Genomic DNA, 19,577 nt, shown 5'->3' with positions numbered 1-19,577 from the left:
ATGAGAATCATATCCTCCTGGGCAGAGCCAGCTGTTCCGCCTGCGTGTATCCGTTCTGGAGCAAATAGCTGCGGATTGTCTGAAAGAGGTACAGGTATCCATCACAGAGACTATTGACAAAGCCCTCCCTGTTATCATTCTGAAGAGACGATAACGCCATGAGCCCCAGCTTGTTCAGCCTCTGCATGTTCGAACTGGCACCGGAGTAAAAAGAATAGAAATACCCCCAGTTTAAAATCTCATTGACTTGTTCCAGGATCACTCTCAGCGGATATAAAGGTACACGGGGAAGAATACAGTCCATCCATGCCTTCAGATGACTCTGGGGAGAGTGCAGGAGGTGATCCTGCAGTTCCTGCAGGGCCGCAGAATCTAAATGGTCATAGGTTAAAGCAGCCGCCGGGCGTATGAGGAAGGTGTTCAACTGTAATGCGCACAGATAGACAAAGGTGCCCTCCTGATATTCCGGATTGTGTGTCGTGCTCTGGATACGCCAGTTCTTATGAGAAAGTGCAATGCTTCCTCTGCCATTGCAGGTTTTTATGAAACCCAGCTCCTGAAGAACCCGAAGTGCCCTTCGAATCGTGGACAGGGATACGCCGTATTCTTTCATCAGACAAGCTTCCGATGGCAGCAGCCGTCCTGGAGGATATACGCCGGTACCGATCTTATCTATTAAATCACGGCCGACTTTTTTATAAAGCAGGTCCCAGCCCCACTTTGTTTCCCAGGTAAAAGCAGGGCTGTCTTCGTCTTCTGCATACGGATGCAGAGCTGACAACAGATGAAATGATTTTTCCATCGCTTGATAGTTCTGGCGGTAGTGCTCAGCAAATCTGCGCTGTATGGCAGCGCTGTTTAGCTGTAAGCTGTCCAGAATCCAGTCAACATGGTGAGTCTCGATAAATGGTGTATAGCCGGTCACAAAGCGCTGGTATTCTGCCAGAAAGGGCACCTCGGCGTAGATTTCAAGCGATTTGTACATACTGCTGAAGAGGAAGTTTCCAGAGGACAGAAGTACATCGTGCAAAATGTCTGAACAGATCTGCCAACTGCCTGTCAGTACCGGTCTTCTTATCCATTTGACTGCCCTTTCATAGTTTGCCAGTTCATAGACTTTGACGAATCTGGAGCAGAAAGCAAGGATATCGGGCATAAGTAATTCCATCGTTCGGCAGATGTCTAAAACGGCAGAACGTTTTCGGGTAATCGAGCGGATAGAGGCACATTCTTTTTTTAAAAACGGCGCCTGGTGGATCACTACCGCCCGTTGCCGCTCGCGCGTCTGGATCAGCCCATCTTCCTGCAGCAGCCTCAGTACAGTTCTGATCGTTTTAGTGCTGACATGATACATGTTTGCGAGCTGCTGAATGGATGGAAGACGGCTGCCGCATTCTAGCTGACAGTTAAGTATCTGTTCTCTTAAATGGTTATAGGTGAGTTCGTACAGGTGTTTTTTTGAGTGCAAAGGGGACCTCCATCGGTGTGAAAATATCAGTGCCTAAATTAATATTCCCCGACAGGGTCCGTTTATCCTCTGTTAGGTGGAAAGACGATACCTTTCGGAGAACATATATTAAAAATTCTTATTATGAGTCTGGATTCTAATGAGACAGGAGGATGTATGATGGAAAAACAGGATAAACTACCGGAGCTTTTGGAATATGTCGCGGAGAGGGTAGGGTGTACTTACCTGTCAGATCTGCACCAGCCGCAGGAATTACCGTGTATTCAGCAGGTCATCCGAAAAATGGAACCGCAGCTTTATGATATACGGGAGTGGAAGAACGCGGTTCAATATATTACGGGGGAGTCCATGGAATTTGAAACGCCGGAGCAGGCGGCAGGGTATCTTCAGGATTATCTTCCGCCCGGATTCACGGACTGAGCATCATACGAGACAAGCATACGTTTTCATTAAAAATGATAGGGTCTGGCTTTCATCTGTGTTATAATATTCAAAAACCTGTACAAACAGAGAATTGAATAATATATAAAACCTGGAGGATAAGCCTGTGTCGGATTCCTGGGCATCACTTTTAATGATTTACGTGCTGGATTCACTGACCTCTTTTACCGTTCTGACGGTGTACATATTTGCGGTACTGGATGAGAAAATCAAATGGAAAATCATGGGGAAATTTATGCTCACAGCAGCCGTGCCGTCAGCAGTTTTCTACGATATGCTGCTGCTGTTAAGCGACCTGAATCCGCTGGCGATATACGCAGTCAGTTCTGTGCTGACGCTGGCATTGTCTACGCTTTCAGTATCATATCTGTGGAAACGGGATGTGTGGAGAGCATTCTGCGTGGTGGGCGTTGCAGCTGTCATGCAGGTGTCTACCGGGGCAGTCATCGGTTCTGTACTCCAGAATATAACATTAAAAGAATTATCAGACTTTCTGCTCTTTGTACAGCAGATTTTTCTGCTGTATCCGATGACAGCTTTCGGTATTTCCATACTGCTCAAAAAAATTCATTTTGGACGGCCAATCTGCCATCTGCTGGAACACAGCCGGAATATCCGTATGACGGCGCTGGAGATACTGGGGATGGAAATACTGGCTGAGATATTCTTTACGATGCGGCTGGGCATGCAGGCGGAATCTCTGATCACTTACAATGCGGCTGTCATTGTGCTGACGTTTCTGCTGATGGGCATACTTATGTATCTGTCAGATAAAGAGGCGAGTGAAAGAAAGATCCGGCTGCAGGAATCGATGATACTGCAGCAGCGGATGTATGTGGAAAGTCTGGAGGATTTGCAGAGGGATATGCGGGCGTTTCGGCATGATTATAAAAATATGCTGTCCTGCATGTATCTTTCAGTCAGTGAGGGGGAAGTGGAAAAGATCAGGCATACGCTGAAGTCTTTTGAGTTTGAATTTGATCAGAAACTTGGTGAACGGATTCGGATGACCACGCAGATTGGAAATATACGGATCACAGAGGTGAAAAGCCTGGTGCTCTCAAAACTGATGGAGATGAATGAGAAGAAAATTGACTGCAGGATGGAAGTCATGTATCCGGTAACGGAAACAGGAATCGATATCTGGGATTTTAACAGGTGTCTCGGGATACTGCTGGATAATGCGATTGAGGCGTCAGCTGATATTCCGGATTCGGGAATTGAACTCATACTCAGCAGCCGAGATGGATTTCTTACGGTACGGGTGGCAAATTCATGGAGGGGTGATGCCGATATTGGTCGGATATGGAAAGAAGGATATTCCTCAAAAGGTGATCACCGGGGCATAGGGCTTGCCAGCTATCAGAGAATACTTGAAAAATATCCGCAGGCGATGCCGGCAACCAGCTGGACAGAGGAGCTGTTTGTGCAGGAATTAACAATAGAGGTATGAGGAATGATAGACATTTATCTGTGTGACGATGAAGATATGATCAGAAGGCAGATCAGAGATGCCATAGAAAAAAAGATAATGATTGAGTCTTATGATATGAGGGTGGTGTCCAGCACTGGGAAGCCGGGAGAATGTCTGGATATACTGCGACAGTCTGCGAAGAGGCGGAACATTTATTTTCTTGATGTAGAGCTGAAAGACCCGGAGTATGACGGCTTTCAGCTGGGAAAAGAGATCCGGCGGCTGGATCCGAATGGAACGCTGATATTTATTACCAGTTATCGGGAGCTGGCGTTCTGTACGTTTCAATATCATCTGGAGGTATTTGATTATATTATCAAGGATCCCGACAGCCAGAAGGACTCCATAGACCGGTGTCTTGAGTCCATACATCTGCGGCTGAGGGATGAAACAAAGAAGGATATCGCCGGCGTATATACCGTGAAGATCGGAGATACGCTGCGGCATGTCCCGGTTCAGGATATCCTGTTTTTTGAGACGGCGGCCAAACCGCACCATGTAATTCTGCATGCGCAGAATGGAAGGATGGAATTTTCAGGGAATCTCAACGAGATCGAGAAACAGGTGGGAGAGACTTTTATCAGAACGCACCGATCTTATCTGGCGGCGCTGGGGAAAATTACAGAAGTCAATCTGAAAGACGGCAGGGTAAAGGTAGGAAATCTGGAGTGCATGGTATCCAGAAAGATGAAATCCGTTCTGCTGGAGAGAATGGTTGGAAAGTGACACGGGGAGTGCAATGCACTTCCCGCTTTCCATTCAGGAAGAAAAACTGCCGTTTGGGAAATCAAAGCCACATCCCTGTCAGGTTCTGTTAGAATAATCGTGGAAGGGAGCTGATAGAATGAATACAGAATCGATTCGCCTGGATCATATCACAAAAAAGTTTGACAGAGATCCGGTTTTAAAAGATCTGAACGCAGTGTTAAAAACAGGAGAGATCCTGGGGTTTTTGGGTCCCAGCGGAGCGGGTAAGACGACAACCATCAAGATTTTGACGGGACAGCTGAAACCGACATCGGGGGATGCCTATGTGCTGGGAATTCATGTGAAAAATATTGATGAGACCATTTATGAGCAGATCGGGATTGTCACAGACCATTCGGGGATCTATGAGCGAATGACGGTGTATGAGAATCTTAAATATTTTGCCAAAATATTGAAGGTGGATTTGAAAAGAGTCGATGAACTGCTTGACCGGGTGGGACTCGCGGAACACAGGAAAAAGCCGGCCGGGAAATTATCCAAAGGCCAGACGCAGCGGCTGGTGCTTGCAAGAGCAGTTCTTCACAGGCCCAGGGTACTTTTTCTGGATGAACCGACAAGCGGTCTGGATCCGTCAACAGCACTTGATATCCACAGCCTTTTAAGGCAGATGAGGGATGACGGGATGTCTGTTTTTCTTACCACACACAATATGGAGGAGGCCGCAAAGCTCTGCGACCACGTGGCGCTGCTGAATGACGGGCAGATCGTAGAGTATGGAACCCCGAAAGAGTTATGTCTGCGCTACAACAGTAAGAAAAAGTACCGGGTGCTGCTCGAAAAGGGAGAAGAGCTCCTGCTGGACCAGAATGATGAGAATATAAACCGCATTGCAACATGGATGAAAAATAATCAGGTGGAGGCCCTTCATTCTTGTGAGCCGACGCTGGAAACCGTATTTTTGACCGTAACAGGGAGGGCGCTGCAGTGAAAACAATACATGGAAATAAACTGGCAGTGATCATGGAGATGAAAGCGAAGGCACTGTTTTCAAAAAACTTTATCATCATGCCGATATTCGCAATTGGTTTTACATTCATTATGAAACTGATTTACGGATCAATAGCGGGCAGCGGCGGTATGAATGATCAGCTGAAAGGCATGGCTCTGTCCTATGGCGCGTTGATGAATATCACAATGACGGGCATCTACTGTGTCAGTGCCGCTCTGGCTGAGGAAAAAGAAAAGCATACCCTGCGTGCGCTGATGACCTCATCGGTAAACGGCCTGGAATTCTTTCTGGGAAGCCTGATTCCGGTTATCGCAATGGTGACCGTGGTAAATGCCGTACTGGTTCCCGTTGTTGGATTCCGCATGAATGGTGTACAGTGGGCTGTTTACATCTCCGTCTCACTTCTGGCGGCTGTTGCCAGCGGAGTGATCGGCATGATCTTCGGAATCTTTGCAAAGAATCAGATCACTGCAGGAACACTGACGACGCCGGCACTGCTGGTCCTGATGATGATCCCCATGTTTTCCGGCCTGAATGCGGCGCTTGGGAAAATATCTGATTTCCTGTTTACGGGGGTCATGGTGCAGATCGTGGAAAATATGGCGGGCGGCAGTGAAAAACTTGTGAACGCCTCCAGTATCATTGTGATCGTAACGGAGATTATTGCTGCCGTTGTATGTTTTCTTGTGATATACCGCAGGAACGGATATGATTCGGAATAGTGACGGCGGTTATTAAGTAACAGTTCATTACTTTGAGGGCAGGCCGCTTCTGGCTTCCCATAGGCGTTACAATGAATATATACAATTATATGGATGAAATAAGAATTAGGATATAATAACTGATATTGCTCTAGATCGAGATATTAAAGTATTTAATATGTATATGTGAACCACAAAAATTCGAATTAAAAGCAATTGAATTGTTGTGGAAACGAAGAGAATAAAATTGAATATTTAGTAAGTTAAGGAACGTCTAAATAGTCGTTCCTTTTCTATTTTCGGCCGTTCAGAAATGGACGGCTTTTCTTTACGACTATTGTTACTGCTTTGCCGACAACGGCAGTCCACGCTTAGGAATTGCTGAGGTATGATCTCGTTTATGAGGCTGTGGGTGAAGAGAAAGAAGGGTATGCTTTCACACGAGAGGCATTTCTGCTGGACAAATATTCACTTTCTTATGTTGAAGGAAGATACAAATACAATGGGAGTAAAGATTCTGTTCCAGAACCATCAGAATTGTTACCGCCTGTGTTAGGTCTAAGTGATAATATAAAAGAAATTTTAGAGTAGGAAATATAATTTGTTTTTACCAACCATCACATTCGGTGGTTGGATTTTTTTGTCCTTATGCAATGTGCAGGTTATAGAATGTATTGTTGAATTATGATTTTGCATATGGTACAATTCACATAGGGAAACCAGAGCCGGGCGGCTTACCCTCTTTTATCGGAGGGGCTACCCCTCCAGACGAAAGAAAGGAGGGTGTTGCCAATGATTACATATGCGGATTTTTTCCAGCTTTGTATCTTCATTGTCGCTCTTGTCGGTCTTTGCTATAAGATCTTCAAGGGAAAGAAATAGCCGCCACTACTGCGAATAGTGACGACTAATAGGTAAAACATTAAACTAACTATTTGAGGGTAGGCCGCTTCTGGTTTCCCCTTTTCTATTCTCAATATAACATGTCTGAGGTTTTAATTCAAGGATTTTTCTTAAAGTGTTTCTGCATAAATAAGGGTAATTCATCATAATCAATTTCTTTGGGGAGAGGGTCAGTTTCTTTTTGTGGATCTGGTGTCTGGTTGCGATCCTCACGCATGAATCTTGGGAGGTCGTCATCATCTTCGGTTGGCGGTTTTACATATTCCATGATGTCGCCGGGCTGGCATTGTAAAAACTCACATATAGTATACAGTAATAAAAAAGAAAGGAGACGACCCCATGACAAAACAACTAAAAGTAATCTACACACACTGGATTAACATCAGTGCAGATCCGCCAAAGGTAAAAAGCAGCTGGAGGAAGATAGACCGGGTGATTTCAGTTACGGTGCCGGCGGCGCAGCAGAGAGTGATTATACGACTGCTGGAAGAACATTGCAGCCTGTTGGTGCGCAAAAGTTTTTTGGCTGGATTTCATGTGGCTATGGGATTATGGAAAGAGAGCGTGTAGTTCATACTATTTAGAAGGTGAAAACGACGGGTAAAACCAATGTAATGATTCTAATAAACACAAGGAGGAAAACAGTAATGACAAAAAGTGATGTTATGAAGGCAGCAGGCATTGTTTGAACATAAAAAGCTGAATCTGCTACTTGGGAAAGTAAGCACGGCAAATAATAAGCAGGAGAGCATGCTTGCAGAAAAGGAAGACAGAGCGCCGGTGCTAATACCTCATATATCAGCCCATATTTTAAGGCACACAGGATGCACCAGAATGGCGGAGTGCGGACTGGATCCAAAGATTCTACAATACATTATGGGACATGCCGATATAGGCATTACAATGAATATATACAATCATGTGGATGAGGCCAGGGTAAAAAATGAGATGCAAAAGGCAGAGAGTATTGTTAAATATGAATGAAATCAGGAGGACCATTGTCATTGCGGCAGTGGTTCTTTTTTCACAGATTTTTCACAAATAATTAGCACTCACCTCTTGACAGTGCTAACAACAAGTGATATATTACATGTAGAACAAATAAAACAAACCAAACACAAGTTATGAAATGGAGGAATAGATTATGTTGATGCCCAGTATTTTTGGAGAAAGTTTATTTGATGAGATGTTCCGATTCCCGTATGGAATGCGCTATGTATCCAAACCGTCCGCTTCCGCGGAGAAGTCTGCAGGAGTTCCGGCATTTATGAAAACAGATGTGAAAGAAGCGGAGAACGGATATGAGGTGGCGATTGATCTGCCGGGTTACACCAAAGAGGATGTGAAGGCGGAATTAAAAGACGGTTACCTTACCATAACAGCAACCAGGAACTCCGAGCAGGAACAAACAGATGAGAAGACAAAGTATATCCGCAGGGAACGTTACACAGGTCAGTGTTCCAGAACGTTTTACGTAGGAGAGGAGGTAACGCAGGAAGATATCAAAGCATCTTTCAAAGATGGGATTCTGTATCTCGGCATTCCGAAGAAAGATAAAAAGGCTGTGGAAGAGCCGAAATATATCCCGATCGAGGGTTAATCATAGATACAGCCGGTCAGATTATTCTGGCCGGCTTTTTTTTTCGGCTGAATATGATATACTGGAGAAGATTCACGATGATTGGAAACAGAAAGGGGTAGACGTATGAGATATGAAATTAAAGGTGAAACACTTCCGGTTGTTATCTGCCAGCTTGAGGAAGGGGAGACGATGATCACTGAGGGCGGCGGGATGGCCTGGATGTCACCGAATATGGCTATGGAAACATCAACAAACGGAGGACTTGGAAAGGCTTTTGGAAGAATGTTCTCGGGAGACACCTTTTTTCAGAACCGTTATACGGCGAAGGGAGGACCGGGGATGATCTCGTTCGCATCCTGCTTTCCGGGATCGATCAAGGCATTTGATATCACACCCGGTCACGAGATGATCGTTCAGAAATCGGCGTTTTTGGCCTCGGAACATACGGTGGAGCTTTCTGTGCATTTTCAGAAAAAACTTAGTTCCGGCTTTTTTGGAGGGGAGGGGTTTATCCTGCAGAAGCTCAGCGGGACCGGGACTGTATTTACGGAATTCGACGGACATGTGGTGGAGTATGAATTAAAAGATGGGCAGGAGATTGTGATCGATACCGGGCACCTCGCAGCGATGTCGGCGAGCTGCAGGATGGAGATCCGGACGGTGCCGGGAGTGAAGAATATGTTGTTTGGAGGAGAGGGTCTGTTCAATACAGTAGTGACGGGACCGGGTCATGTATGGCTTCAGACGATGCCGATCAGCAATGTCGCAGGCGTACTGCGTCCATATATGCCGACCGGCAATTAAACGGTTCAGCCGTCGGATGCTGCAGAAGAAAATAGGAACGGGTGCCTGCATTGTAAATGGCGAAAGAATTGGGTATAATAAACGGGAACGTATAATTTTTTGGAAAAACACAGAAAGAGTGAAGGTGAGTGAAACAGTACAAAGGGATTATCTATATCATAATTTCAGCATTTTGTTTTGCACTGATGAATGTATTTGTGCGTCTGGCGGGAGAACTTCCTTCTGTACAGAAGAGTTTCTTCAGGAACTTCGTCGCGTTTCTGTTTGCGGCTGCTATTATGATGCGGCGGCAGATCTCTGTCAGATGCGGAGCGGGAAATTTCAGGTATCTGCTACTTCGGTCAGTATTCGGTACGCTTGGTATCCTGTGCAATTTCTACGCAGTGGATCATCTGGTACTTGCAGATGCATCCATGCTGAATAAAATGTCGCCGTTTTTTGCGATTATATTCAGTTATCTCATCCTGAAAGAAAAAGTAACTCCGGTGCAGGCACTCGCAGTGGCGGGGGCATTTATCGGCAGTCTGTTTATCATCAGGCCAACCCTGCTCAATATGGATCTGATTCCCTCACTGATCGGACTGCTGGGAGGAATCGGGGCAGGGGCAGCCTATACAATGGTTCGTCTTCTGGGGGAGCGCGGTGAGGAGGGACCGAGAATCGTGTGTATATTTTCCGGGTTTTCCTGTCTTGTCACACTGCCGTTCCTGATCTTTGACTATCATCCAATGACATGGCAGCAGTTCGGCATCCTGCTTCTTGCAGGACTCAGTGCCGCGGGCGGGCAGTTCTCCATAACGGCAGCCTACTGTTACGCTCCGGCAAAGGAGATTTCAATCTATGATTATTCACAGATTATATTTTCGGCCATTCTGGGGTTCGCAATCTTCGGACAGCTTCCGGACATGCTCAGCTGGCTGGGGTATGTGACGATATGCAGTATGGCGGTCATGATGTTTTTTTATAACAGGCGTGGTTATCGAAGATCGGCTGAAACGCATGCGCCGTGAGTCGTGTGGAATAGTGAAAATGGGAGGAAATTCTTATGAAAGTTACAGCGCTTACAGAAAACCGTTCATCCGGCGATCTCTGCGGAGAACATGGACTGTCCGTTTATATTGAATATCAGGGAAAAAAATACCTGCTGGATACAGGCAGCACCGGACTGTTTCTGGAGAATGCGAGAAAACTGGGGATTGAGATCGCCGAAGTTGATACTGCTTTTTTGTCACATGTCCATTATGATCATTCCGGCGGATTCGGAGTGTTTTTTGAGGTGAATAAAAAAGCCAGTGTTTATCTTCAGACAGATGCAGGACGCGGCCGATATTATAAGATTACGGACTCCGGTGAAAAATATATTGGGATTCCGGAAGGACTCCTGGAAGCGCACAGAGAACGCTTTGTCTTTGTGGACGGCAATCTGAACTGTGGAAAAGGGATTCATCTGCTTGCGCATCATACGCCGGGAATCAGTGTGAGAGCCGAAAAGGCACATATGTATCATAAGGTGGCCGGCACGATTAAAGTGGATAATCTGAAGCATGAACAAAGCCTTGTGTTTGAGACGAAAAACGGCCTGGTTGTATTGAACAGCTGCTGCCATGCAGGAGTGGATGTCGTGATAGAGGAAGCGCAGCGTGCATTTCCGGGAGAGCGGATTGCGGCGGTGATCGGAGGCTTTCATCTGATGGGGAGTGATGGAGCCGATACGATGGCGGGGACCAGAGAAGACATCGCTTCGCTGGCAGAACGGCTGAGGCAGCTGGGAGATTTTATGATTTATACGGGACACTGTACAGGGATGCCGGCGTTTGATATACTGAAGCAGGAGCTGGGGAACAGAATCGTTTATTTTTCAACGGGGACACAGGTGATATTTTAAGAAACGGAGGATATCATGGGAGGCAGTACATTTGCAAAGATATACGAAGTTGTAAAACAGATTCCTTACGGACATGTGGCAACGTACGGACAGGTAGCGATGCTTGCGGGCAACAGGAGGTGGGCACGAGTCGTCGGTTATGCGCTTCATGCAAATCCTGATCCCGATCATATTCCCTGTTACCGTGTCGTAGACAGAGAGGGGAGAGTATCTTCGTCTTTTGTATTCGGAGGAGTCAACCGGCAGATTGAACTGCTGGAAGCCGAGGGAGTTGAATTTGCAGACGGCAAGGTTCAGATGGACAAATACTGTTGGAAAAAAACAGTATTTTAATCATTTGACTTTAACGTTTCAGTCTGTTATGATAAAGGATAGAAACTTTGTAGGTGCTCTTTGCCTGTCAGTCAGGCAAAGAGTATTTTTGATTGACCGGAGGCTGCGTCAAAACGCAGTCTTTAAAAAAAGAAAGTATGAGGAAGTAAATTTTTGAACAACACATTAAAATTTGAGGAGATGGATTTATCTCCTGCTATTGTTAAAGCGGTAAAAAACATGGGATTTCAGGAGGCTTCTCCTATTCAGGAAAAAGCGATTCCGGAGATTATGAAAAACAGTGATATAGTAGGTCAGGCGCAGACAGGTACTGGTAAGACAGCTGCCTACGGTATTCCAATGCTGGAAAAAATCGATATACGTGTCAGAAAAACGCAGGGGATTATTCTGTGCCCGACAAGAGAGCTGGCGATCCAGGTGACAGGTGAACTGAGAAACCTGGCAAAATACATGAGCGGGATAAAGATCGTTCCGATATTCGGCGGAGAGGAGATTATCAAACAGATTCGCGCGTTAAAAGGCGGCGCTCAGATCGTTGTGGGTACCCCGGGACGTGTGATGGATCATATGCGCAGGAGGACTCTTAAGTTGGATGCCATTCGTATGGCAGTACTGGACGAGGCGGATGAAATGTTAAATATGGGCTTCCGCGAGGATATCGAGACAATCCTTGGCGGAGCGCCGGAGGAACGGCAGACGGTGTTGTTTTCTGCGACCATGCCGAAGCCGATTCTGGATATTACAAAAAGGTACCAGCACGATGCAAAGATCATAAAAGTAGTGAGAAAAGAGCTGACGGTTGCAAACATCGAACAGCTTTACTACGAGGTGAAGCCAAAGAGAAGAGAAGAAGCACTGACAAGCCTTCTGGATTTCTATACGCCAAAGCTGTCGATCGTATTCTGCAATACCAAACGTCAGGTGGATACACTGACGGATTCTCTCAGAAAACAGGGATATGAAGCGCAGGGACTGCACGGCGATATGAAGCAGGCACAGCGGAACCGGGTAATGAAAGGCTTCAGAACCGGCAAGGCGGATATACTTGTGGCTACTGATGTTGCTGCACGCGGAATTGATGTTGAAAAAGTGGAGGCCGTATTCAACTATGATCTTCCGCAGGACGACGAATACTATGTTCACCGCATTGGACGAACCGGGAGAGCCGGCCGTGTGGGACGATCTTTTTCCTTTGTATCAGGAAGGGATATGTATAAATTAAAAGAAATCCAACGCTATTGTAAAACAAAGATCCGGGCGGGAAAGCTTCCGGTCGGTCATCAGGAAACAGCGTGAGCTTAAAATAACGGGAGAAGGCATGTGCCTTCTCCCGTTATTTTTTGGCTATACGCTGAATCAATTTGATGATTTCGATAATCGGAATTATGGAAAAAGCCAGAAGCATGGCGATTCCGTATTCCATCAGTGAGATATGTTCGAATCCAAAGGCATCGGACAGGAACGGAATATAGATCACAGCTGTCGTACAGAGAAATGACAGGATCATAGCACCCCAGATAAATATATTCTGTCGTTTTAAACGGAAGATGGATTCCCGGCGGGAACGCATATTAAAAGAGTGAAAAATCTCCGCCATGGACAGGCTCAAAAAAGCCATGGTTATGCCGTCTGCACTTGTCGTTATCTCAAAACGGCCCGATTCTACATAGTGCCCGATGAAATATGCCGTCAGGGTGATGATCGTGATGATGATTCCCTGAGCGATGACATCAAAACCCATACCTCCTGCAAAGATTCCCTCTTTGGCATTTCTAGGGGGACGATTCATGATATTGTGCTCTTCTTTTTCCATGCCCAGAGCCAATGCAGGGAAACAGTCAGTGATCAGGTTTACCCACAGCAGGTGTACCGGCTTAAGGACAGTGAAGCCAAGAAGAGTCGCGACAAATATCGAAATAACCTCGGAGAGGTTGGCGGACAGTAAAAACTGAATGGATTTACGGATATTATCGTAGATCCGCCGCCCTTCCGCGACTGCATTGACAATTGTTGCAAAGTTGTCATCTGCGAGTACCATATCGGCAACGTTTTTCGTCACATCTGTGCCGGTAATCCCCATACCGACGCCGATGTCTGCATTCTTAATGGAAGGCGCATCGTTGACGCCGTCTCCTGTCATTGCCGTGATGAAGCCCAGCTCCCTCCAGGTATTTACGATACGGACCTTGTGTTCCGGCTGTACACGTGCATATACGGAGTAGTCTTTGATTTTCTCTCTGAAATCTTCATCTGTTATATCATTCAGCTCGGCTCCGGTGACGGCTTCGCGGGAATCTTTTATGATGCCGAGCTGTTTTGCAATGGCGACAGCGGTGTCCCTGTGGTCGCCGGTGATCATAATCGGACGGATACCTGCGCTGCGGCACTCGGCGATCGCGTCTTTCACCTCCGGCCGGATCGGATCAATCATGCCGGTAAGGCCGATATAACAGAGCTTCTGTTCCAGATTTGGGCTGTCGTAAGAGGCAGGAGGCGTGTTCCAGATTCTCATCGCAGCGCAAAGAACGCGGAGCGCCCTGTCGGCCATATCTTTATTTTGCTGCAGGATATGCTCGCGCTCAGAATCTGTGAGTGGTATCATATCCCCGTTTTTCCATAAATGAGTACAGCGTTTGAGAACCTCATCCGGTGCCCCCTTTGTAAACTGGATGACGGAACCGCCGGCATCCTTGTGGACAGTGCTCATCATTTTGCGAAGGGAATCAAAGGGAGCCTCTCCGATACGGGGCATCTGGGCGTTCAGGTCATTTTTGCTGAGGTCCAGGCTGTATGCATAATTGACGAGTGCACACTCTGTGGGTTCTCCGATGGCTTCCTTCTGATCATCCAGCTGTGCATCACTGCAGAGTGCCATGGCTTTGGCGAGAAGGGCTTCATCATCCCCCTGGTGTTCTACGACGGTCATTTTATTCTGGGTGAGAGTACCGGTTTTGTCTGAACAGATAATCTGTGTGCATCCCAGTGTTTCTACAGCTGTCAGACGCCGGATGACAGCATTTTGCCGGGACATCTTTGTGACACCGATGGAGAGTACAATGGTGACAACGGTCGCAAGTCCTTCCGGAATCGCAGCCACGGCAAGGCTGACAGCTACCATGAAGGTATCGATCATCGTGTTAAATTTGATATCCGGATAACTCCTGATGATATCCAGGACAAAGATAAAAGCACAGATGCCGATCACGACGAAACTTAAGATCCTGCTGAGCTGGTTCAGTTTGAGCTGAAGCGGAGTTTCTCCATCCTGTGCCTTATCGAGGGCATCTGCAATCTTACCCATCTCTGTATTCATGCCGGTACCGGTCACGACAGCACGTCCGCGTCCGTAGACAATGGTACTGCCCATATAAACCATATTTTTCCGGTCGCCGAGGGTGATGTCTTTTTGGTCATCGCATGTCAGCACATCAGCAGTTTTATTGACAGGGACAGACTCACCGGTAAGCGGAGCTTCTTCTGCTTTCATACTGGCACATTCCAGTAAGCGGGCATCAGCAGGCACGGCATCACCGGCTTCCAGGATTATGACGTCACCCGGTACCAGTTCTTCACTGCGGACTGTATGCTGCTGTCCGTCACGGAGCACTTTGGATGTGGCGGCAGCGATTTCCTGCAGTGCTGCTATCGCCTGTTCCGCTTTGTTCTCCTGAACAACACCGAGAACAGCGTTAATCAGAACGACCGCAACGATAATGATGACATCTGCAAAAGATTCTCCGGAGTAGGCTGCTGTAATAGCCGAAACAACGGCGGCTGCGATCAGAATGATGATCATTGGATCGGCCAGTTGTTTTAGAAAGCGCTGCAGCAGAGTTTTCTGCTTCCCTTCTTTCAACCGGTTCTTTCCAAATTGTTCCAGACGACGGCCCGCTTCCTGTGAGCTGATGCCGTTAAAGTCTGAGTTCTGTTCCTTCAGAACTGTGTCGTACGTTTCCAGATATGCCTTCATGATATTCCCTCCTGATCCTGTAAAGTAAAATGAAAGTCGATTGCTCCGTCCTTCGGACTCCCGCAATCGCCGCCGCTATTCGCAATCCGCGCTGCTGCGCTGCCCGCTCATACCGGCTTGCCCGCCAAATGCCCATGAATTCGCTCATGCGAGCATGGCTCATCCATGGCCGCCCGGCGGGACTTTCACAGTAAAAAACTCATATACAGCATGTGGACTGTATATGAGTCTCATTCAGATACAAAGAAAAAAATTCAGATTAATCCTTGTATTCAGATAAACCAGGCAGATGTTCTGCCATGTCTGTTGATTTATCTCGCATCATGATACACGGAATTACTCCCTCAATATTACATAGTCTGAGCCTATCATAAATGGAAAAAGTTGTCAAGACGATGAAAGGATCCTGATGATCTGAAGTATTTTTTCCTTTCTTTCCTGACTGCAGTTCAGCAGTTCCTTCAGAATCTGCTGATCCAGTGCCGAAGACGGATCGGAATATTCGCCGGCCAGAATATAATCGACGGTGGTGTCAAGCGCATTACAGATTCTTACAAGAGTTGTCAGGGAGATCTTGACCCTGCAGTTTTCTATATTGCTGATATGGCTTGTGTTGACATCTGCTGCATCTGCAACATTTTCCTGGGTAAGTCCTTTGGAAAGTCGGATTTCTTTTATCTTTCTGCCGATTGTCTCGAAGTTGATTTCCTGCATAATTGATGTCTCCTCAGCATGTTCGGTATTGGTATAATATGGAATTTATACTGATTGTAATATTTTCTCAGCTGCGTTATAATGATCTGTAACTATATAAATATTAGCTACAGGAAACATAAAAATGGAGACATGATTTACTGCAGATACGGGTGTGAGAAACCGGAATGAAGAAAAATGAAGATTTCAGATGGGAAAGAAAAAGAAAATACTGGATGTTGTTTGTCTGGACCTCAGCCGTGCTGCTGCTGGCAGGGTCAGTCTGCACACTGATTTTCTGGCAGTGATGAGCAAAAGTGCTTGCGAAAGATAGAAATATATGCTATGATAGCTAGCAGATAAATATAGATCTTCAGGGCGGGGTGCAATTCCCCACCGGCGGTAAAGCCCGCGAGCCGTAAGGCATGATTCGGTGAGATTCCGAAGCCGACAGTACAGTCTGGATGGAAGAAGAGGATGTTTTGTTTTTCGTGCTCTGGAATGTTTATAACATTTCAGATTTTTTTATGAGAAATAATATGGAAAAGTAATGCCCTGTATGAATCATTGTGTTCAATACAGGGCATTTTCTTATTTATAGGTAAAGGAAGTGAAAAAATGCAGCATACGGATTATATGAAAAGAGCAATTGAGCTGGCGGTAAAGGCCAGAGGCTGGACCAGTCCGAATCCAATGGTCGGGGCAGTTATTGTGAAAGACGGCCAGATTATAGGAGAGGGTTACCACGAGCGGTATGGACAGCTTCATGCAGAGCGAAATGCCCTGGCAGCATGTACGCAGTCCCCGGAAGGTGCAGTCGTCTATGTAACACTGGAACCGTGCTGTCATTATGGCAAGACTCCGCCGTGCACCGAGGCACTGATAGAGGCGAAGGTGTCCAGAGTGGTGATCGGGTCGAGAGATCCGAACCCAAAAGTTTCAGGGAAAGGAGCTGCTGTTCTGCGTGAGGCGGGAATCGAAGTGACAGAGGACTTTCTGAGGAGCGAGTGTGATGAGATAAACCCCGTGTTTTTCCATTATATTACGACCGGACAGCCATATGTGGCGCTGAAATATGCGATGACCGCGGATGGGAAGATTGCAGCTCACACGGGAAAGTCACAGTGGATCACAGGGGAGGAAGCAAGGAACCATGTGCACAGGCTGCGCCACTGTTACAGCGGCATTATGGCAGGGATCGGTACAGTACTGGCGGATGATCCAATGCTAAACTGCCGCCTGGAAAACGGAAGATCACCTGTACGGATCGTGTGTGACAGTAAACTTCGTATACCGGAGAACAGCAGATTATGTCAGACAGCCCGGGAAATCCCCCTGATTGTGGCATGTGTGCATGCAGATCCGGAGAAAAAGAAACGGCTGCAGGCACTGGGAGCCGAAGTCGTGGAGGTTCCGGGGAGGGATGACCGGGTGGATATCAACAGACTGATGGAGATTCTCGGCCAAAAAGGGATCGACAGCGTGCTGGTCGAAGGCGGAGCATCACTGAACTACAGTGTGATGGACGCCGGGGCCGTGAAGAAGTGTTACGTATATATCGGGGCAAAAATATTCGGAGGAGAAACTGCGAAGAGTCCTGTGGGCGGACAGGGGTGTGATTCGCCCCAAAGCGCGGTGCAGCTCACAAGCCCGGAAGTCCATACATTTGGAGAAGACATTCTGTTGGAATATGAAGTGAAGAAAGGGGTGATGCCATGTTCACCGGAATCATAGAGGAGCGGGGAAATGTGAAAAAAGTCATATCTGGTGCCGAATGGGGGCAGATAGTGATCGGGGCATCGACAGTGCTGGAGGGCAGCAGGATCGGGGACAGTATAGCGGTCAACGGAGTGTGCCTGACAGTAACAAGCATGAATGACAGCTCCTTTACGGCGGATGTCATGGCTGAGACGATGCGCCGGACCAATCTGGGGAGACTGAAACTGGGTGACGGAGTAAACCTGGAACGCGCCATGAGCGCGGACGGCCGTTTTGGAGGGCACATTGTGAGCGGCCATATCGACGGTACGGGAGTCGTCGCGGATATGAAGCGGGAAGGAAACGCGGTGTGGGTAACCGTGGAGGCGCCAAAAGAGATACTGCGCCTGATCATTGAGAAGGGATCGATCACGATTGACGGCATCAGTCTGACGGTTGCGGCGGTCGATGGGAGATCGTTTCAGGTTTCCGTCATTCCCCACACGGGAGAAGAGACGACGCTGCTCTCCAAAAAGGCCGGGGATATGGTGAATCTGGAGAATGATGTTGTCGGAAAATATATTGAAAAATTGATGAATGAGCCGAAAAAGGAAACAAGCGGCAGCAGTCTGACGCTGGAATTTCTGAAAGAAAATGGGTTTTAGAAGGAGGAATTCGATATGAAGTATCAGTACAATACAATTGAAGAGGCGCTGGATGCGCTTCGCGCCGGTAAAATGATCCTGGCAACCGATGATCCAAACCGTGAAAATGAAGGGGACTTAATCTGCGCAGGAGAATTTGCGACCCAGGAAAATGTGAATTTTATGGCCACCCATGCAAAGGGGCTGATCTGTATGCCTATGAGTGCGGAACATGCAGGTAAGCTGGGACTGCCGCAGATGGTGGAAGAAAATTCGGATAATCACTGTACTGCATTTACCGTATCAATCGATCATGTGGATACCACGACGGGCATCTCGGCTGCAGAGCGTTCCGTAACGGCGATGAAATGTACGGAAGATGATGCGAAACCGCAGGATTTCAGGAGGCCAGGCCATATGTTTCCGCTTGTCGCGAGAAAGGGCGGAGTTTTAGTCAGAAACGGGCATACGGAAGCTACGGTAGACCTGATGAGGCTTGCAGGTCTGAAAGAGTGCGGACTGTGCTGTGAGATCATGGCGGATGACGGAACAATGATGAGAACACCGCAGCTGTGGGAGATGGCGGAGAAATTTGGACTTGTATTTATCACGATTAAAGATCTGCAGGATTACTGCAGACTGCACGAGAAACATGTGGAGCTGCAGGCGTGCGCGAAGCTCCCCACAAAATACGGAGATTTCCAGATATATGGATATGTGAACGACATTACGGGTGAACACCACGTGGCACTTGTAAAGGGAGAGATCGGAGACGGAGAGGACGTTTTATGCAGGGTACATTCCGAGTGCCTGACTGGTGATGTGTTTGGATCTGCACGGTGCGACTGCGGACAGCAGCTGGATGCTGCCATGAAGCGGATTCAGGCAGAGGGCCGGGGAATTCTTCTGTACATGCGTCAGGAAGGCCGGGGGATCGGGCTGATCAACAAACTGAAGGCGTACGAGCTCCAGGAACAGGGCAGGGATACCGTGCAGGCAAATATTGAACTCGGTTTTGCCGCAGATCTGAGAGAGTACTGGGTAGGAGCACAGATCCTGCGTGATATGGGAGTGAAATCCCTCAGGCTGCTGACCAATAATCCGAGCAAAGTTTACGGTCTGAATGGGTTTGGTCTTACGATCAGCGAAAGGGTGCCGATTGAGATTGAGCCGCAGAAATATGATGAATTTTATCTGAAAACGAAGCAGGACAAGATGGGACACGTATTCACAAAAATCAAATTTTAATAATAGATGGAGGAAA

At 47.2% G+C, this 19,577-nt stretch carries 20 protein-coding genes, 1 pseudogene and 1 riboswitch; of the genes and pseudogenes, 17 read left to right on the top strand and 4 right to left on the bottom strand.

Annotation, left to right across the window (positions count from 1 at the left end):
* Window positions 1–7: 7 nt before the first annotated feature.
* A complete protein-coding gene (locus NQ502_RS03590; RefSeq protein WP_028529987.1) occupies window positions 8–1,468 on the bottom strand; it encodes a GntR family transcriptional regulator in 1,461 nt (486 codons plus the stop codon).
* 156 nt (window positions 1,469–1,624) lie between these two features.
* Here NQ502_RS03590 and NQ502_RS03585 point away from each other — a divergent pair, with 156 nt between their 5' ends.
* The 6 genes from NQ502_RS03585 (at window position 1,625) to NQ502_RS03560 (ending at window position 6,392) form a co-directional block, all read left to right on the top strand.
* Entirely contained in the window at window positions 1,625–1,888 is a 264-nt protein-coding gene (locus NQ502_RS03585) for a hypothetical protein (RefSeq protein WP_148511972.1), read from the top strand.
* Between the two features lie 127 nt (window positions 1,889–2,015).
* Window positions 2,016–3,362, top strand: a complete 1,347-nt coding sequence (locus NQ502_RS03580) for a sensor histidine kinase (RefSeq protein WP_028529988.1) — start codon at window positions 2,016–2,018, stop codon at window positions 3,360–3,362.
* Window positions 3,363–3,365: 3 nt separating this feature from the next.
* Complete coding sequence (locus NQ502_RS03575) at window positions 3,366–4,109, top strand: LytR/AlgR family response regulator transcription factor (RefSeq protein ID WP_028529989.1); 744 nt, start codon at window positions 3,366–3,368, stop codon at window positions 4,107–4,109.
* 118 nt (window positions 4,110–4,227) lie between these two features.
* A complete protein-coding gene (locus NQ502_RS03570) occupies window positions 4,228–5,079 on the top strand; it encodes an ABC transporter ATP-binding protein (protein ID WP_028529990.1) in 852 nt (283 codons plus the stop codon).
* On the top strand, window positions 5,076–5,822 hold the full coding sequence (locus tag NQ502_RS03565) for an ABC transporter permease (protein ID WP_028529991.1): 747 nt from the start codon (window positions 5,076–5,078) through the stop codon (window positions 5,820–5,822). The genes NQ502_RS03570 and NQ502_RS03565 overlap by 4 nt, the downstream gene beginning before the upstream one ends.
* A gap of 387 nt (window positions 5,823–6,209) precedes the next feature.
* Window positions 6,210–6,392: a hypothetical protein gene (locus NQ502_RS03560; protein WP_156887914.1), complete on the top strand. Its 183-nt coding sequence runs from the start codon at window positions 6,210–6,212 to the stop codon at window positions 6,390–6,392.
* A gap of 409 nt (window positions 6,393–6,801) precedes the next feature.
* On the opposite strand, the gene NQ502_RS03555 is transcribed toward NQ502_RS03560, so the two are convergent.
* Entirely contained in the window at window positions 6,802–7,074 is a 273-nt protein-coding gene (locus NQ502_RS03555) for a helix-turn-helix domain-containing protein (protein WP_083963491.1), read from the bottom strand.
* Here NQ502_RS03555 and NQ502_RS03550 point away from each other — a divergent pair.
* The 8 genes and pseudogenes from NQ502_RS03550 to NQ502_RS03515 all read left to right on the top strand — a co-directional run.
* Window positions 7,044–7,274, top strand: coding sequence for a hypothetical protein (locus tag NQ502_RS03550; protein ID WP_028529992.1), 231 nt, complete (start codon window positions 7,044–7,046; stop codon window positions 7,272–7,274). The two genes, NQ502_RS03555 and NQ502_RS03550, sit on opposite strands and share 31 nt — an antisense overlap.
* 180 nt (window positions 7,275–7,454) lie before the next feature.
* The gene (locus NQ502_RS03545) at window positions 7,455–7,688 is read left to right on the top strand and encodes a tyrosine-type recombinase/integrase (protein ID WP_083963495.1); all 234 of its coding nucleotides are present in this window, start codon (window positions 7,455–7,457) and stop codon (window positions 7,686–7,688) included.
* A 160-nt stretch (window positions 7,689–7,848) separates the two neighbouring features.
* Window positions 7,849–8,304, top strand: coding sequence for an Hsp20/alpha crystallin family protein (locus tag NQ502_RS03540; RefSeq protein ID WP_028529994.1), 456 nt, complete (start codon window positions 7,849–7,851; stop codon window positions 8,302–8,304).
* Window positions 8,305–8,409: 105 nt separating this feature from the next.
* Window positions 8,410–9,090 carry a TIGR00266 family protein gene (locus NQ502_RS03535; protein WP_028529995.1) on the top strand — a complete coding sequence of 227 codons (681 nt, stop codon included), beginning with the start codon at window positions 8,410–8,412 and terminating at the stop codon, window positions 9,088–9,090.
* A 128-nt stretch (window positions 9,091–9,218) separates the two neighbouring features.
* The gene (locus NQ502_RS03530) at window positions 9,219–10,100 is read left to right on the top strand and encodes a DMT family transporter (RefSeq protein ID WP_028529996.1); all 882 of its coding nucleotides are present in this window, start codon (window positions 9,219–9,221) and stop codon (window positions 10,098–10,100) included.
* 35 nt (window positions 10,101–10,135) lie between these two features.
* Complete coding sequence (locus NQ502_RS03525; protein WP_028529997.1) at window positions 10,136–10,975, top strand: MBL fold metallo-hydrolase; 840 nt, start codon at window positions 10,136–10,138, stop codon at window positions 10,973–10,975.
* A gap of 15 nt (window positions 10,976–10,990) precedes the next feature.
* Window positions 10,991–11,308: a methylated-DNA--[protein]-cysteine S-methyltransferase gene (locus NQ502_RS03520; protein WP_044983578.1), complete on the top strand. Its 318-nt coding sequence runs from the start codon at window positions 10,991–10,993 to the stop codon at window positions 11,306–11,308.
* Window positions 11,309–11,488: 180 nt separating this feature from the next.
* Window positions 11,489–12,580, top strand: a pseudogene (locus NQ502_RS03515) (DEAD/DEAH box helicase); the annotation flags it as partial.
* 61 nt (window positions 12,581–12,641) lie between these two features.
* Here the strand turns inward: NQ502_RS03515 and NQ502_RS03510 are convergent.
* Window positions 12,642–15,278, bottom strand: coding sequence for a calcium-translocating P-type ATPase, PMCA-type (locus NQ502_RS03510; protein WP_028529999.1), 2,637 nt, complete (start codon window positions 15,276–15,278; stop codon window positions 12,642–12,644).
* Window positions 15,279–15,665: 387 nt separating this feature from the next.
* Window positions 15,666–15,992, bottom strand: a complete 327-nt coding sequence (locus NQ502_RS03505; RefSeq protein WP_028530000.1) for a helix-turn-helix domain-containing protein — start codon at window positions 15,990–15,992, stop codon at window positions 15,666–15,668.
* Window positions 15,993–16,336: 344 nt separating this feature from the next.
* Window positions 16,337–16,451, top strand: a riboswitch (FMN riboswitch).
* 138 nt (window positions 16,452–16,589) lie between these two features.
* Between NQ502_RS03505 and ribD the strand changes: the two genes are divergently transcribed.
* From ribD to NQ502_RS03490, 3 genes are read left to right on the top strand one after another with little or no spacing between them, the layout of a single operon-like run.
* A complete protein-coding gene (gene ribD, locus NQ502_RS03500; RefSeq protein ID WP_028530001.1) occupies window positions 16,590–17,705 on the top strand; it encodes a bifunctional diaminohydroxyphosphoribosylaminopyrimidine deaminase/5-amino-6-(5-phosphoribosylamino)uracil reductase RibD in 1,116 nt (371 codons plus the stop codon).
* Entirely contained in the window at window positions 17,687–18,334 is a 648-nt protein-coding gene (locus NQ502_RS03495; protein ID WP_028530002.1) for a riboflavin synthase, read from the top strand. Before ribD ends, NQ502_RS03495 begins: the two co-directional genes overlap by 19 nt.
* Before the next feature lie 15 nt (window positions 18,335–18,349).
* On the top strand, window positions 18,350–19,561 hold the full coding sequence (locus NQ502_RS03490) for a bifunctional 3,4-dihydroxy-2-butanone-4-phosphate synthase/GTP cyclohydrolase II (protein ID WP_028530003.1): 1,212 nt from the start codon (window positions 18,350–18,352) through the stop codon (window positions 19,559–19,561).
* The last annotated feature ends 16 nt before the right edge of the window (window positions 19,562–19,577 follow it).

The organism is Ruminococcus gauvreauii (assembly GCF_025151995.1).
Classification (GTDB): Bacteria; Bacillota; Clostridia; order Lachnospirales; family Lachnospiraceae; genus Ruminococcus_G; species Ruminococcus_G gauvreauii.
This window is presented reverse-complemented; position numbering and strand designations above follow the sequence as displayed.

Bases quoted from the DNA above. Each gene is read 5' to 3' on its own strand.
- NQ502_RS03585 (WP_148511972.1), top strand. From the start codon at position 1,625: ATGATGGAAAAACAGGATAAACTACCGGAGCTTTTGGAATATGTCGCG.
- NQ502_RS03575 (WP_028529989.1), top strand. From the start codon at position 3,366: ATGATAGACATTTATCTGTGTGACGATGAAGATATGATCAGAAGGCAG.
- NQ502_RS03570 (WP_028529990.1), top strand. From the start codon at position 4,228: ATGAATACAGAATCGATTCGCCTGGATCATATCACAAAAAAGTTTGAC.
- NQ502_RS03550 (WP_028529992.1), top strand. From the start codon at position 7,044: ATGACAAAACAACTAAAAGTAATCTACACACACTGGATTAACATCAGT.
- NQ502_RS03545 (WP_083963495.1), top strand. From the start codon at position 7,455: ATGCTTGCAGAAAAGGAAGACAGAGCGCCGGTGCTAATACCTCATATA.
- NQ502_RS03540 (WP_028529994.1), top strand. From the start codon at position 7,849: ATGTTGATGCCCAGTATTTTTGGAGAAAGTTTATTTGATGAGATGTTC.
- NQ502_RS03535 (WP_028529995.1), top strand. From the start codon at position 8,410: ATGAGATATGAAATTAAAGGTGAAACACTTCCGGTTGTTATCTGCCAG.
- NQ502_RS03525 (WP_028529997.1), top strand. From the start codon at position 10,136: ATGAAAGTTACAGCGCTTACAGAAAACCGTTCATCCGGCGATCTCTGC.
- NQ502_RS03520 (WP_044983578.1), top strand. From the start codon at position 10,991: ATGGGAGGCAGTACATTTGCAAAGATATACGAAGTTGTAAAACAGATT.
- NQ502_RS03510 (WP_028529999.1), bottom strand. From the start codon at position 15,278: ATGAAGGCATATCTGGAAACGTACGACACAGTTCTGAAGGAACAGAAC.
- NQ502_RS03505 (WP_028530000.1), bottom strand. From the start codon at position 15,992: ATGCAGGAAATCAACTTCGAGACAATCGGCAGAAAGATAAAAGAAATC.
- ribD (WP_028530001.1), top strand. From the start codon at position 16,590: ATGCAGCATACGGATTATATGAAAAGAGCAATTGAGCTGGCGGTAAAG.
- NQ502_RS03495 (WP_028530002.1), top strand. From the start codon at position 17,687: ATGTTCACCGGAATCATAGAGGAGCGGGGAAATGTGAAAAAAGTCATA.
- NQ502_RS03490 (WP_028530003.1), top strand. From the start codon at position 18,350: ATGAAGTATCAGTACAATACAATTGAAGAGGCGCTGGATGCGCTTCGC.